Below are 15,027 nucleotides of genomic sequence, written 5' to 3'. Positions count from 1 at the left end.
GCAAATGTTAAAATCATTTCGTGTAACGATGATTTTCGCATTTCTATTAACCTTCCTATTTGTGTACCCGCCAACAGTTTCTGTTTATGCTGACTCTGATACAAATAGTATTGAGTATTGTATGAAAAAACCAGAGGAATGTAAGGATAATACAGATCCAGCTGCGAAGGAAGATACGGTTGTTTCAGCAGCTGGAGATGTTTCTGCATGGGAATACATAAAAATGGTTTTGGCGCTTATTTTTGTTGTAGCTTTATTTTATGGGTTGATGAAATTTCTTAATAAAAGAAATTTAACTTTTCAACGAAATCAAATGGTACAAAATTTAGGCGGTTTATCGTTAGGTGCACAAAAGTCTGTTCAACTTTTGCAAATAGGAAAATCACTTTATTTAGTTGGTGTCGGTGATGATGTCCAACTTTTACGTGAGATTACCGATCCGCAGGAAGTTGAAGCACTCCTTTCACTATATAACGAAAAACAGGAATATGCGGCAACATCACCTTATATAGCAGAAGTATTTTCAAAGTTTAAGAGAAAAAATAACCAAAATGCTTCAAAAGTTCAAAACCAAGATTCATTTGGTGAACTTTTTGAAAAGAAAATTTCCGAAATTAAACAGGAGCGCAGTGAAGAACTAGAGAGATGGAAGCAAAAGGAGAATGATGATAAATGAATGATATAGTCAATTATTTTTCCAACAGCGATCCGACAAATGTCTCAACCTCTGTTAAGCTCCTATTATTATTAACCGTTCTGTCACTTGCACCGAGCATATTAATTTTAATGACGTCCTTTGCAAGGATTGTCATTGTGCTCTCGTTTGTACGTACAGCTTTAGCGACACAACAAATGCCACCAAATCAGGTTATTGTTGGTCTTGCTTTGTTTTTAACGTTTTTTATCATGGCTCCTACTTTTCAAGAGGTCAATAAAGAGGCATTACAGCCATTATTCGCTGAAGAAATAGGGCTAGAAGAAGCATACGAGAAAGCTAGTGTGCCCTTTAAAGAATTTATGAGTAAACAAACGAGGCAAAAAGATTTAGATTTGTTTTTACAATACAATCAAGCAGAAAAACCAGCATCGGTGGAGGAAATTCCTCTAACTATGCTTGTACCTGCCTTTGCATTAAGCGAAATTAAAACAGCTTTCCAAATTGGTTTTATGATTTTTATTCCATTCCTAGTAATCGATATGATTGTCGCAAGTACATTGATGTCGATGGGGATGATGATGTTACCACCGGTTATGATCTCATTACCGTTTAAGATTTTATTATTTGTACTCGTCGATGGCTGGTACCTCGTAATGAAATCATTACTACAAAGTTTTTAGGGGATGATACAGTATGACAGGTGAAATGGTTATTTCAATTGCAGAGCGTGCCATTATGATTATCCTTCTAACAAGCGGACCGCTATTATTAATTGCTTTAATCTCAGGTCTAGCGGTAAGTATATTTCAAGCAACAACATCAATTCAAGAGCAAACATTAGCATTCGTTCCAAAAATCGTCGCAGTATTAGTGGGCATCGTTTTCTTTGGTCCATGGATGTTATCTCAAGTAACAAGCTATGCGAGAGATATTTTTGAGAATTTAACGCGTTATATAGGGTGAGTGCATGAATGAACTAGTCCCCCAAATAACGGTATTCTTATTAGTACTTGTGCGTGTAACGGCTTTTTTCGTTACAGTACCTTTCTTTTCATATAAAACGATTCCGCAGCAAGTACGTATTGCCCTCGCATTCGTTTTAGCTTGGATGATGTATTATACAATCGACGTAGAGCCATTTCTTTTTAATGGTGATTACATACTTTTAGTGATGAAAGAAGCCCTTATTGGATTGTTACTAGGTCTAGTAGGCTATATCATCATGTCGGCAATTCAAATTGCCGGAAGCTTTATCGATTTCCAAATGGGATTTGCCATCGCCAATATTATTGATCCGCAAACAGGGGCACAAAGTCCACTTATTGGTCAATTTTTTAATACATTGGCGTTACTATTTCTATTAGCAATAGATGGCCATCATATGATTCTAGATGGAATTTACTATAGTTATCAATTTTTACCTATAGATCAAGGATTTCCAGATTTCGCGAAAGATGACTATATCCAGTTTGTTATAACAACCTTTACTGCAGTCTTCGCCATAGCTTTTCAAATGGCAGCACCTGTTGTAGCAACGTTGTTTTTAGTTGATTTAGCACTAGGGATTACGGCGAAAACTGTCCCACAGCTTAACATCTTTGTTGTCGGTTTTCCCATTAAAATTGGAGTTAGTTTTTTAGTGTTATTCACGATGATGGCGGTTATGATACAAGTCATACAAAAGTTGATTACGATTATGATTTACGGTATGCGCGATTTAATGGCAATATTAGGTGGTGGATAACATGTTGCTACTACTGGACTTAGATTTACAGTTTTTTGCAGGTGAAAAAACGGAAAAGGCGACACCTAAAAAACGACAAGATGCTAGAAAAAAAGGGCAGGTCGTAAAGAGTCAGGACATATCTAGTGCGATTGTTATGCTCATGGTGTTTATCTTTCTTTTTTTCTTCGCGGGATCATTGCGAGACGAGCTTTTATCTTTTTTTAGGCAAACATTTATCCATAACATACGTGTAGAAACACTTACGATAGACAGTGTAATGCATCTCTTTACCGAAACATTAGTAGAAATGGCTTATGTTATCGTACCGATAATGGCGATTGCTTTCGTAGGAGCATTGGCGGGTAACTTTCTACAATTTGGTTTTTTATTCACATTAGAGCCGATGAAATTCGATTTAAAAAAGATGGATCCTATTAAAGGATTAAAGAAAATTTTTTCAGTAAAAGCCATAGTAGAGCTTTTAAAATCAGTATTAAAAATCACCTTTATTGGTGGGGTAACAACAATTATCATATGGTCAAATTTACATGAAGTATTAGCATTATCCTTTAAAAGTCCGTGGATGACCCTTATTACAGTTGGCAAACTAGTCGGCATTATGGGAATTGCGGCTTCTCTTGTGTTACTATGTGTATCCTTATTGGACTGGATGTATCAAAAACATGAGTATGAAAAAAATCTTAAAATGTCTAAGCAGGACATTAAAGATGAATATAAAAATAGTGAGGGCGATCCGCTCATTAAATCAAAAATCAAACAACGTCAGCGTGAAATGGCGATGCGTCGAATGATGTCAGAGGTTCCGAACGCAGATGTCGTTATTACCAACCCAACGCACTATGCAATCGCTCTGAAGTATGATGAGGAAAGTATGGATGCCCCACGTATAGTGGCAAAGGGAACAGACTTTGTAGCTCAAAAAATTAAACTGATTGCTAAAGAACATGATGTCGTAATGGTAGAAAATAGACCATTAGCCCGCGCCATGTATGATCAGGTAGAAATAGGCGATCAAGTACCAGAAGAGTTTTTCAAAGCAATAGCAGAAGTACTCGCTTATGTTTATCGTATTAAGCGGAAAATTTAAAGCTTTTTTGTAGGAGGGACACAAATGAAGGTTCGCGATATAGGGGTTTTAGGTGCGGTTATTTTAATCGTTGCGATGCTCATCATCCCTCTTCCTCCGTGGATGCTAAGTTTCTTAATCGTCATTAATATTACATTAGGATTAATAGTACTTTTAACAGCAATGAGTATGAAGGAAGCATTAGATTTCTCTATATTCCCTTCCGTTATATTACTGTTGACCCTGTTTCGACTTGGATTGAGTGTTTCCACAACGCGTGCAATTTTAGCGAATGGAGATGCTGGTTCAGTTGTTGAAACCTTTGGGGATTTCGTAGTTGGCGGGAATGTTCTCGTAGGTTTAGTAGTGTTTTTAATTCTTGTATTAATTCAGTTTATCGTTATTACTAAAGGGGCGGAACGTGTTGCAGAGGTAGCTGCTCGATTCACTCTAGATGCGATGCCAGGTAAACAAATGAGTATTGATGCAGACTTAAATGCAGGTGTTATTTCTGAACGAGAAGCGCGTGAACGACGTGATAAAGTTGCGGGTGAAGCGGATTTCTATGGAGCGATGGATGGTGCTACGAAATTCGTAAAAGGGGATGCAATCGCCTCTATGGTGATGGTTATCATCAACTTATTATTTGGTATTATCATTGGTGTTGTACAAATGGGCTTACCATTTGCAGAAGCGGCAACCCATTTCTCTAAGCTTACTGTTGGTGATGGTATTGTATCGCAAATCCCTGCACTTCTTATTTCAACAGCAACAGGGATTGTTGTAACGCGTGCATCTTCAAAGGGAAGTCTAGGAGAAGATATTACAGGACAATTATTCGCCCAAGCAAAGCTTCTTTATGTTGCTGGGGGTACTATTATTTTACTAGGTTTATTCACGCCAATTCCTAACTGGGTAACGTTACCAATCGGTATTTCACTAATTGCAGGTGCTTACATGATGGATCGTAAAAAACCAGAGGATGAGGAAGAGTTACTTGAAATTGAGGAAGAAGTGGCAACAGACGGCATGAAGAGCCCTGAAAATGTTGTGAATTTATTAAATGTGGACCCAATTGAATTTGAATTTGGCTACGGGTTAATACCGTTAGTAGATGCTGCTCAAGGTGGGGACTTATTGGATCGCGTTATTATGATTCGTCGTCAACTAGCATTGGAGCTAGGTATTGTCATACCAGTTGTTCGTATTCGCGATAATATTCAATTACAGCCAAATGAATACCGTATTAAAATTAAAGGTAATGAAATGGCTCGGGGAGAGCTTTTACTCGATCATTATTTAGCAATGAGCCCTGGAGATGACGATTCAATAGAAGGTATTGATACTGTTGAGCCATCATTTGGTCTACCTGCAAAATGGATTACGGAACAAGTAAAAGAAGACGCTGAAATGTCGGGCTATACAGTTGTTGACCCACCAAGTGTTGTATCAACTCATTTAACTGAAATTATTCGAGCGAATGCGCATGAACTTTTAGGACGCCAAGAAACAAAACAATTAATCGACCATTTACGAGAAACACATCCAATTTTAGTCGAGGAGTTGACACCTGCTCCATTGTCTACAGGTGAAATCCAAAAAGTATTGGGCAAGCTTCTTCGAGAAAATGTTTCAGTACGTAATTTACCAATTATTTTTGAAACATTAGCAGACTATGCAAAATTAACTAGCGATACCGATATATTAACAGAGTATGTTCGTCAATCATTAGCACGTCAGATTACATCACAATATGTAGGTGGCAGCTCGTCATTGAAAGTCATTACTGTATCGGGTAAAGTAGAGAAAATGATTGCTGATAGTATTCAGCAAACGGATCATGGAAATTATTTAGCGATGGATCCACAAGATTCTCAAATTGTTTTAGAGACCATTGCATCTGAGGTAGAACGCGTGTCCTTTATGGAACAATCTGCTATTATTCTATGTTCTCCAGCCGTTCGTATGTATTTACGCCAACTGACAGAACGTTATTTCCCGCAGATTCCTGTGCTATCTTATAATGAACTAGATGCTTCTATTGAAATTCAAAGTGTTGGGGTGGTGAATGTTGAGTGAAAATGAAAAAATATTATGCATCTTCCATACCTGAAGCAATGAAGCTAGTACGAGCTGATTTAGGCGAGGACGCTGTCATTTTGAATTCAAAAGTAGTAGTTACAAAGAAACTTTTTGGGCTTGTAAAGAAGAAAAATTTTGAGGTAGTTGCAGGGATTGACTCCATGGAGCCGAGTTATACGGCTCCCGCTCCTGCTAATGTGCCTACAATACCTGCTAAAAAAGAAAATGCTAGTTTACAAGAGATTACAAATGCTGTGCAAGCTAAAATTCAACATGCTCAGCCTAAGTATGAACCATCTTCCAAAGATGAGACAGGTATGTCTGAAGAACTGCGGAAGGAAATTGCAGATTTAAAATCGTTAATGCAATTAATGCACAAGAAGGCTAGCCAAGCTCAATATCCGGATGAACTCTTACCCTTCATTGAATACTTAAGACAGCAAGAGCTAAATGAGGAGCTCATCACAACGATTGGTGATGAGCTTTTTACGCATTTTAGAGAAGCCTCAGATATTAATTTTTCACAATGCAAGTTAATTACAAAAAACTTGTTACGAAAAGAGCTAGAGGAATTGCCGATTGGTGGTCTATCGTATGAACGTAAATTTATTAATGTTCTCGGACCAACTGGTGTCGGCAAAACAACGACAATTGCTAAAATGGCAGCAAGAGCGGTTTTAGAAAAAAAGAAAAAAATTGGCTTTATAACAACAGATACTTACAGAATAGCTGCCATTGAGCAGTTAAAAACGTATGCTGGTCTTTTGCAAGCACCTGTCGAAATAGCCTATAACTCGACGGATTTTGAACAAGCTGTGCAACGATTGTCCCATTTAGATTTAGTCTTTATCGATACCGCTGGACGCAATTATAAAGAAGTAAAGTATGTAGATGATTTACAGCGCCTTATTAAGTTTGATGATCAGGCGGAATCTTTCCTAGTGCTTGCTATGACAGCAAAAGAGAAGGATATGACCAATATTATTGAGCAATTTAAAAGCGTACCAATCGAAAAATTTATTTTTACGAAGATCGATGAAACAAATTCTATTGGCACAATGATTAATTTAATGATTAAATATAATAAAGGACTTGCTTACTATACGAATGGTCAAGAAGTACCAGAAGATATTGAAGAAGCTGAGTTAGAAGCAGTGCTTAATTTGTTTTTCCAAGGTGAAGAAAAATGAGGGACCAAGCAGAAACATTACGCTTGAAAATGCTTAAGCGGCAAGGTGAATTAGGCAAAACCATTGCTGTAGTGAGCGGTAAGGGTGGAGTTGGTAAAAGCAATTTTTCTATGAACTTTGCAATTAGTTTAGCGAGTAAGGACAAAAAAGTAGCGATTGTAGATATGGATATTGGTATGGGAAATATTAATATTCTAATTGGAAAAAATGTTTCTTATAGTTTAAAAGATTACTTAGAAGGAAACAAATTACTAGATGAGGTAATTTTTGAAGGTCCACATGGTTTACAATGTATTTCAGGGGGCTCTGGTATGTCGAGTGTACTGGAGTGGACGGATGAGATGTTTGAAAGATTAATTCATGCATTTGAACAACTCCAAAAAAACTTCGACTATATTTTGTTTGATATGGGCGCGGGGGCAACTAGTTGGTCATTAGAATTACTGACATCCATTGATGAAATTATTGTCATTACCACAGCTGAGCCAACTTCTATTACAGATGCCTATTCGATGATGAAATATATTCATGTACGAGATATGGAGAAGCAATTCTATATACTTTGTAATCGTGCTTTTTCTAAAGAAGAAGGAGTCGAAACGATTGAACGTTTAAGGCTTACGATGAAACGTTTTCTTGATAAAGAGGTTACAATATTGGGCTCGTTACCAGAGGATCCTGTTGTGCGTAAAGCTGTACGCGAGCAAGTGCCTTTTTCAATCGCATATCCAGAAGCACTTATTTCTAAGACACTTCAACTGATAGTGGCTCGTTTTATGGAACAACGTATGGAGGAAGTGCATGCACATGAACAGTCAGCAAGTAAATTCTTAACAAAACTTAGAAATATTTTTTCGAAAGGGCGTGATTAATTGGACTTTTTACATAAAAGCAAGCTGTTAGTTGTCGATGATTCTGCTTTTATGAGAAAGCTAATTAGTGACTTTTTTGTTGGTAGCTCGAAGGTTGAAGTAGTTGGAACAGCAAGAAACGGAAAAGATGCGATAAAGAAAATCCAAACATTAAAACCAACAGTCGTAACAATGGATATTGAAATGCCTGAAATGAATGGACTCGATGCATTAAATGAAATTATGACAATTTGTCCCGTGCCTGTCGTCATGCTTTCAAGTACAACCCAAAGAGGTGCTGAAAATGCACTAACTGCAATCGAGTATGGAGCAGTTGATTTTGTTGCAAAGCCTAGCGGCACAATTTCACTTGATTTACATAAAATCCAATCTGAACTTGTCCATAAAGTGGAACAAGCATCGTTGGTACCTATTGCTAAACTTAAAAAACATTCGAGTAGTAAAAGACAACCAGAACCAAATGTATCACCGTCTACTATAAGAAAAGATTTATTGAATGAACGAAAAGTATTGCCATCATTTAATGGGACTTCAACAGCAACACATGTGACGAAGCCTCATAGTGAATGGAGTAAAGTAAGCAAAAAAATAGTGTTAATTGGTACATCTACTGGTGGACCACGTGCGCTACAGGAAGTTATTACAAAAATTCCAAAATCTATTCAAGCGCCGATTTTAATTGTCCAACATATGCCAGCTGGTTTTACTAAATCATTAGCTTCTCGTCTAAATCAATTGAGCGAGATTACAGTTAAGGAAGCAGAGCAAGGCGATATTTTACAAAATGGCGTGGCGTATATCGCTCCTGGAGGATACCATTTAAGGTTAAGAAAAGTAGGTATCTCGTATGGCATCGTTCTAGATAATCAAGAACCACCACGTTCTGGCCATCGCCCATCTGTAGATGTGATGTTTGAAGATGTAAGTCAATTTAAAGATTTTGATAAGGTAGCGGTCATTATGACGGGTATGGGCTATGACGGTTCAAATGGACTGAAAGCTTTAAAAAATACTGGAAATGTGATTGCTATTGCAGAGTCAGCTGAAACTTGCATAGTGTATGGTATGCCGAAAGCTGCGGTGGAAACGCAGCTTGTCGATGAAGTCGCTGATGTAGATGATATTGCACAAACAATTATGAAATATTTGCCTTAAAAGGGGTGTCCTCTTAATGGAAGTCAATCAATATTTAGAGATGTTTATCGAAGAAAGTAAAGAGCATTTACAAGCATGTAGTGAGCATTTATTAGAACTAGAAAAAAACCCTGATGATTTGGCAATCGTAGGAGAAATTTTCCGTTCAGCGCATACATTAAAAGGGATGTCAGCGACTATGGGCTTTGAAGACTTAGCAGACTTGACACATAAAATGGAAAATGTGCTAGATGCAATTCGAAATGAAAAGATCCATGTTTCACCAGAAATTTTAGATATCGTATTTGAATCTGTTGATCATTTAGAAGAAATGGTAATGGATATTGCGAATGGTGGAGATGGTAAACGTGATGTATCCTCCACAGTAGCGCAATTGAAGCGTATTGAATCTGGTGAGGAAGCAGCTCCTGAGGTTGTAGCAACTGTTGCAACTGAAGATAAACAACAAGTATCAAGTGTGCTAGAATACGACAGTTTTGAGCAAACGGTTATTACACAATCTGCGGAACAAGGATTTAATGCATTTGAAATTTCAGTAAGCCTACGCGAAGATTGTCTATTAAAAGCAGCGCGTGTATTTATGGTGTTTGAGATACTTGAAAAAGATGGTGATGTAATTAAATCAACGCCATCCGTTGAGAAGCTGGAAGATGAACAATTCGATCAGCAGTTTTATGTAGCATTCGTAACAAAAGAATCAGCAGAAGATATGCAGAAGAAGTTACTGAAGGTTTCTGAGGTTGAGGAAGTTAACGTTGCTACAATTAATCAAATACAATTCAGTGAAAAACAACAATATGAGGCAAGCCAAGAAGCTGCAGCTACTGCCATAGCGACGGTTGAAGCAGTCGAAACAACAGATGCAACAACAGCAAAACCTGCATCAGCAAAATCTACAGCACCTGCAAAAGCTGATAAAAGTCATGCACCTGTAGGAAACAAAACAATTCGTGTGAATATCGAACGTCTTGATATTTTAATGAATTTATTTGAAGAGCTCGTAATTGATCGTGGACGCCTACAATCCATTTCGACAGAAGTAAATCATGGTGAGCTAAACGAAACAGTAGAACGAATGAGTCGAGTTATGGGTGACTTACAAACAATCATTTTAACGATGCGCATGGTACCTGTTGAAACGGTATTCAATCGCTTCCCTAAAATGATTCGTCAGCTATCTCGTGACCTTAATAAGAAAATTAACCTTGAAATTATTGGTGCCGAAACAGAGCTTGATCGTACAGTAATCGACGAAATCGGAGATCCACTTGTGCACTTAATCCGTAACTCTGTCGATCATGGTATAGAAAACCCTACTGCACGCCGTGCGAAGGGGAAACCAGAAGAAGGTACAGTAGTATTACGTGCTTATCATAGCGGTAACTATGTCTTTATCGAAATTGAGGATGACGGTGCGGGCATTAATCGTGATAAAGTGCTGTCAAAAGCGATTTCAAAAGGAATCGTTACGCATGAACAATCACTTGCAATGACAGATAATCAAATTAATGAGCTCATTTTAGCCTCAGGTTTCTCTACAGCAGATGTTATTTCTGATGTATCTGGTCGTGGTGTAGGATTGGATGTTGTAAAAACAACGATTGAATCTTTAGGTGGAAACATTTCGATTGAATCTACACAAGATGTAGGCTCTATTTTCTCTATTCAATTGCCGCTAACATTATCAATTATTTCGGTAATGCTTGTAGAAATCGAAAAGGAAATTTATGCAATACCACTTTCATCAATCATTGAAACTTCAATTATCCGTTCATCGGATATTATGAATGCTCATAACCAAAAGGTAATCGACTTCCGTGGCAAAGTGGTACCACTTGTATTCTTAGAGGAAATCTTTGAGGTTCCTCGTAAAGAGCTACAAGATGATGAATTCCATTCAGTAGTAATTGTTCGTAAAGGCGAGAAACTTGCTGGTTTAGTTGTAGATTCATTCATTGGCCAACAAGAAATTGTACTGAAATCTTTAGGAAACTACTTAACGAATATCTTTGCAATTTCAGGTGCAACAATTTTAGGTAACGGTAAAGTAGCCTTAATTGTAGATTGCAATGCACTAATTAAATAAGGTGAATGAATAAGAGAGGTGTTAACCATGACAAATGCAGTTGAACAAGAAAATATAAAAGTGATTGTTTTCCAATTAGCAGATAAGGAATATGCGATTCCTGTATCACATGTTCAAGGTATCGAGAAACTTATGCATATTACACGAGTACCTAAAACAGAAAAATATGTAAAAGGCGTTATTAACTTACGAGGAGTCGTAACGCCGATTATTGATTTACGGGAACGTTTTGAGTTACCAATTTCTGACCATGAAGAAACGACTCGTATTATTATTATTTCATTAGAAGACATGGAAGTAGGCTTTGTTGTAGATTCAGCTAATGATGTGTTAGATATTCCAGCGAGCTCTATTGAGCCACAACCAGAAGTAGTAGGATCTCTAGAAGAAGAGTTTATTTCAGGTGTAGCGAAAATCGACAAGCGATTATTAATTTTATTGCATTTAGAGAAAGTATTAAATCCACTAAAGTAGGGATACGATTATGACATTTAATCAAAAGATTACATCACTACATTTAGACGTATTAAAAGAAATTGGAAATATTGGTGCAGCACATGCTGCAACGGCACTTTCCAATTTGCTTGGTAAAAAAATCGATATGCGTGTACCAAAGGTTGAAATGGTGTCGTTTAACGACATGATGGAACTAGCTGGTGGCTCTGAAAACGTCGTTGTTGGGATTTTTTTACGCATCGAAGGTGATGCTGAAGGGAGCATGTTTTTCATTCTTCCTATCGAACAAGCTAATCGTTTTATCCGTCGTCTAATACAGGATGAATCATTCGACTTTAAAAAAACACCTGTTTCTGAATTAGGTTTATCTGCTATGCAGGAAATGGGGAATATTTTATCTGGTTCTTATTTATCAGCTTTATCAGATTTTACAAATTTAAAAATTTATCCTACTGTACCAGGTCTAAGTGTAGATATGTTTGGGGCTATTATCAGTATTGGCTTAATTGAATTATCACATGTCAGTGATAATGTTATCGTAATAAATACATCCATTTTTGAAGACGGTGTAGAGGATCATGAAACCGTAAGAGGACACTTCTTCTTATTACCTGATCCTGATTCTTTTGATGCTATTTTTAAAGCATTAGGAGTTTCATAGCCTATGCTAAACACAAACACGAATGGTCAAGTTATAAAAGTGGGAATTGCTCAAATGGATGTAGCAAAATTGCCAAACACAATTAGAACCTCAGGGCTTGGTTCTTGTGTAGGCGTTATTTTATACGATGAGTCAAAGAAAATAGCTGGTTTAATACATGTGATGCTACCTGACTCTAGTCTTGGGAGATCAGAGTCGATAAACGTAGCGAAATTTGCGGATACAGGCATTGCAGCCATGATAGATTTATTAAAACTAGAGGGTGTTCAAAAATTTAAACTAAAAGCTAAAATAGCTGGGGGTGCGCAAATGTTTCAATTTACATCAGACAAAGATTCAATGCGCATTGGCCCTCGGAATGTAGAGGCAGTCAAGTTTGAATTAAAGCGTCATGGAATTCCTTTAATTGCCGAAAATACAGGCGGTAATAGCGGTCGAACTATTGAGTTTAATCCTGCTACGTCGATATTACATATTCGAACAGTTAACCAAGGAGTGAGTGAAATATAATGTTTGGTTCTATCTTTTATAACCTGTGGGGGGCGTTAATTGCCTTTTCTATTTATTTCTTTTTGACGTTGCAACAACCATTAACGCCATTGCGTATCATCATAGGTTCATCTGTAGTAGCAATTATCGTATTTTTTGTTATGTACATTGTTAGGTTTATAATTGCGTATGTGCTATTTACGCCCAATGCTGATCAATCACTAGCGGATAGCGATCTTGAAGAAAAAAGTTCTACCCACTCGGACGAGGAAAGTGAAGAAACGGCTTCTACAAGCTCGACGGTTGAGTTTCAAGATGAAAGCACGGAAGATATTGCACAAGTTGTCCGAACGATGCTGAATCGTGAAGATGAACAACAAGTAAATGCATAAAGCAAAAACACTTTGAACTGCCTCTAACGTTAGCAATAGACTAATGATTAGGGGCAGTTTTCTTATGCCCAAAAATGATAGAGCTGTTAATAATAGAATAGTGTTAGAGAATCATATGAAATTATAGTCGAATCTTGTTATAATAAAAGGAAAGAATGGTATAGGTTTGTATCTACGTTTGTCAGTCATTGTAAGCAGACTACTCAAAATAGGATAAGTATGATTCTTTTGATATACATGCTGTTTTTTCATAATGCAAAGCACTTACTACAGCGACGGCAATAAACACGCCTTGGAGCATTCAGGGGCCACAAAAGTCCGTTCAAACAGGTGCAACATGCTTTTAAAAGAGAGGTGGATTTTATGACACAACCAAATCTAAACGATGAACAAAAGCTGTGGAATCGATGGATTAATGAACGGGATCCAGATGCGGGCGATTTACTAATAAAAAAATATACATCTCTTGTAACCTACCATGTACAACGCATCGGTGCAGGTGTACCTAAGAGTGTATCTCGAGACGATTTAACAAGCTTAGGTATGTTAGGTCTTTTTGATGCATTAAATAAATTTGATATAAATCGAGACTTAAAATTTGATACATATGCTTCTTTTAGAGTGAGAGGCGCAATAATTGATGGCTTACGGAAAGAAGATTGGTTACCACGCTCTGCGCGAGAAAAGGCAAAAAAGTTGGATGCCAAAATTGAACAATTAGAGCAACAATTTATGCGTCATGTGACTCCTGAGGAGCTTGCAGAACATATGGAGCTCCCTGTGGATGATATTTACCAAACTGTACAGGAGCATTTCTTCTCGAATGTACTATCGATAAATGAGCAACAAGACCAGGAGGAAGCTGAGGGAAAGTCCTTTGTAATTCGTGACGATACGACAAAGACCCCTGAGCAGGTCGTAATAAAATCAGAATTACTCGATGATTTAGCGGTAAATATACAAAAGCTAAACGACAAAGAACAGCTCGTACTGAGTTTGTTTTATACGGAGGAATTAACTTTAACTGAAATTGGAGAAATGCTCGAATTGTCGACATCGCGTATTTCACAAATTCACTCAAAGGCATTATTTAAGTTACGTAAGCTATTATCTAGTGAAATTATCAATGCGTAAGCATTCTAGAAAGTATTGTTGAGGGAGGAAATAATATGAGTTTAAAAGGTGTCGAATTACAAATTGCTCTACCAAAAACGTTTGAAGCGGGTAAAATGGCAGATCAGGCACAACAACAAACTTTAGCTCAACAAGCACACGCAAATGAAGCGCTAAAAAAGGAAATAGAGCGCAAGCAAAAAGCTGTAAATACTTCAGAAGGGATGGCTGAGATTAGTGAAGAGGAAGAAGCGGGTGGCGAATATATAAAAGGCACTCGCAAAAAGAAAAATCATCCTAACGAAAAACTAGAAAAACAAGCTCAGCATCCTTTCAAAGGTAATTTCGTAGATTTTAGTGGATAGGAGTTTACTATGACAACCATACTAATAGTCGTTCTCTTTGTATTGCAGCTACTATCATTTTATTTCATTATTATATTAAATACGAAATTAGCGAAATTCAAAGATTTAGAAAAAAAGCAGGAACGTTTAATGCGGGAAATGGATGACTCCATCAGTCTATATTTAACCGAAATGAAGGATGAAAATAACCGTCTTATTCAAGCGTTACAAGTCGTACCAAAGCCCGAAAGAACAAATGGTACAGGACAACACCAAAAGCCGCTTACTGTGCAAAAAGATCAAGGACAGCCTTTGACACAGGCGGAAAGTGTACAAAAGGATGTTAGCGAGCCACGCATTTTAATGCCGAAAACTATTGTAGCAAACGCTTACTCACGCCAACAACAAGGAGCAGGGACACCGATGCAAGCCACTGCCTCGACGCCAGTTGCGGTACAAAAGGAAGAACAAAAACCGATAACATTGGAACAACAAATTGTGCAAATGGCAAAGCAAGGGAAAACAGCGGAGGAAATTGCGAAAAAGCTTCAAAAAGGGAAGACAGAAATCGAGCTATTATTGAAATTTCATAGTTAAAACAGTTGCGAATGCTATAAAGCTGTGATATAGTTGCAAATGGTGTTATTACTACACACGCATTTTGATGTAGTAAGTGGTGCTCTAAGATTAGGGTAGCTTGTTGCAAACGATAAATG

General features: G+C 37.4%; 17 protein-coding genes. All 17 read left to right on the top strand.

Translation table 11 applies throughout. From position 1 onward, the window contains the following. The first annotated feature begins 4 nt into the window (after positions 1 to 4). The 17 genes from JNUCC52_RS08405 to JNUCC52_RS08325 all read left to right on the top strand — a co-directional run bounded on the left by JNUCC52_RS08405 (position 5) and on the right by JNUCC52_RS08325 (position 14,908). Positions 5 to 676, top strand: coding sequence for a flagellar biosynthetic protein FliO (locus JNUCC52_RS08405; protein WP_228134387.1), 672 nt, complete (start codon positions 5 to 7; stop codon positions 674 to 676). Continuing rightward, the gene (gene fliP, locus JNUCC52_RS08400) at positions 673 to 1,338 is read left to right on the top strand and encodes a flagellar type III secretion system pore protein FliP (protein WP_173477751.1); all 666 of its coding nucleotides are present in this window, start codon (positions 673 to 675) and stop codon (positions 1,336 to 1,338) included. The genes JNUCC52_RS08405 and fliP overlap by 4 nt, the downstream gene beginning before the upstream one ends. A gap of 13 nt (positions 1,339 to 1,351) precedes the next feature. Beyond that, positions 1,352 to 1,621, top strand: coding sequence for a flagellar biosynthesis protein FliQ (gene fliQ / locus JNUCC52_RS08395; RefSeq protein WP_173477750.1), 270 nt, complete (start codon positions 1,352 to 1,354; stop codon positions 1,619 to 1,621). A 4-nt stretch (positions 1,622 to 1,625) separates the two neighbouring features. After that, the gene (fliR, locus tag JNUCC52_RS08390) at positions 1,626 to 2,402 is read left to right on the top strand and encodes a flagellar biosynthetic protein FliR (protein WP_337981906.1); all 777 of its coding nucleotides are present in this window, start codon (positions 1,626 to 1,628) and stop codon (positions 2,400 to 2,402) included. 1 nt (position 2,403) lies between these two features. Continuing rightward, the gene (gene flhB / locus JNUCC52_RS08385; protein WP_173477748.1) at positions 2,404 to 3,492 is read left to right on the top strand and encodes a flagellar biosynthesis protein FlhB; all 1,089 of its coding nucleotides are present in this window, start codon (positions 2,404 to 2,406) and stop codon (positions 3,490 to 3,492) included. Between the two features lie 24 nt (positions 3,493 to 3,516). Continuing rightward, on the top strand, positions 3,517 to 5,550 hold the full coding sequence (gene flhA, locus JNUCC52_RS08380) for a flagellar biosynthesis protein FlhA (RefSeq protein ID WP_173477747.1): 2,034 nt from the start codon (positions 3,517 to 3,519) through the stop codon (positions 5,548 to 5,550). Next, complete coding sequence (flhF, locus tag JNUCC52_RS08375; protein ID WP_173477746.1) at positions 5,547 to 6,743, top strand: flagellar biosynthesis GTPase FlhF; 1,197 nt, start codon at positions 5,547 to 5,549, stop codon at positions 6,741 to 6,743. The genes flhA and flhF overlap by 4 nt, the downstream gene beginning before the upstream one ends. After that, the gene (locus JNUCC52_RS08370) at positions 6,740 to 7,615 is read left to right on the top strand and encodes a MinD/ParA family protein (RefSeq protein WP_173477745.1); all 876 of its coding nucleotides are present in this window, start codon (positions 6,740 to 6,742) and stop codon (positions 7,613 to 7,615) included. Before flhF ends, JNUCC52_RS08370 begins: the two co-directional genes overlap by 4 nt. Continuing rightward, complete coding sequence (locus tag JNUCC52_RS08365; RefSeq protein WP_337981905.1) at positions 7,616 to 8,770, top strand: protein-glutamate methylesterase/protein-glutamine glutaminase; 1,155 nt, start codon at positions 7,616 to 7,618, stop codon at positions 8,768 to 8,770. Positions 8,771 to 8,786: 16 nt separating this feature from the next. Next, on the top strand, positions 8,787 to 10,856 hold the full coding sequence (locus JNUCC52_RS08360) for a chemotaxis protein CheA (RefSeq protein WP_173477743.1): 2,070 nt from the start codon (positions 8,787 to 8,789) through the stop codon (positions 10,854 to 10,856). Between the two features lie 27 nt (positions 10,857 to 10,883). Further along, complete coding sequence (locus tag JNUCC52_RS08355) at positions 10,884 to 11,330, top strand: chemotaxis protein CheW (protein ID WP_173477742.1); 447 nt, start codon at positions 10,884 to 10,886, stop codon at positions 11,328 to 11,330. A gap of 10 nt (positions 11,331 to 11,340) precedes the next feature. Continuing rightward, a complete protein-coding gene (locus tag JNUCC52_RS08350) occupies positions 11,341 to 11,973 on the top strand; it encodes a chemotaxis protein CheC (RefSeq protein ID WP_173477741.1) in 633 nt (210 codons plus the stop codon). A 3-nt stretch (positions 11,974 to 11,976) separates the two neighbouring features. Further along, positions 11,977 to 12,483 (top strand): chemotaxis protein CheD, encoded by a 507-nt coding sequence (locus JNUCC52_RS08345; protein WP_173477740.1) that lies wholly within the window; start codon positions 11,977 to 11,979, stop codon positions 12,481 to 12,483. Next, entirely contained in the window at positions 12,483 to 12,854 is a 372-nt protein-coding gene (locus JNUCC52_RS08340) for a hypothetical protein (RefSeq protein ID WP_173477739.1), read from the top strand. The genes JNUCC52_RS08345 and JNUCC52_RS08340 overlap by 1 nt, the downstream gene beginning before the upstream one ends. A gap of 363 nt (positions 12,855 to 13,217) precedes the next feature. Further along, the gene (locus tag JNUCC52_RS08335) at positions 13,218 to 13,988 is read left to right on the top strand and encodes a FliA/WhiG family RNA polymerase sigma factor (RefSeq protein ID WP_173477738.1); all 771 of its coding nucleotides are present in this window, start codon (positions 13,218 to 13,220) and stop codon (positions 13,986 to 13,988) included. 35 nt (positions 13,989 to 14,023) lie between these two features. Continuing rightward, on the top strand, positions 14,024 to 14,332 hold the full coding sequence (locus JNUCC52_RS08330; protein WP_337981904.1) for an RNA polymerase subunit sigma: 309 nt from the start codon (positions 14,024 to 14,026) through the stop codon (positions 14,330 to 14,332). A 9-nt stretch (positions 14,333 to 14,341) separates the two neighbouring features. Next, positions 14,342 to 14,908, top strand: a complete 567-nt coding sequence (locus tag JNUCC52_RS08325; protein WP_173477736.1) for a hypothetical protein — start codon at positions 14,342 to 14,344, stop codon at positions 14,906 to 14,908. Positions 14,909 to 15,027 lie beyond the last annotated feature (119 nt).

This window comes from Lysinibacillus sp. JNUCC-52 (assembly GCF_015999545.1).
Classification (GTDB): Bacteria; Bacillota; Bacilli; order Bacillales_A; family Planococcaceae; genus Lysinibacillus.
The sequence above is the reverse complement of the archived record's forward strand: the minus strand, read 5'-3'. Positions and strand labels throughout refer to the sequence as shown.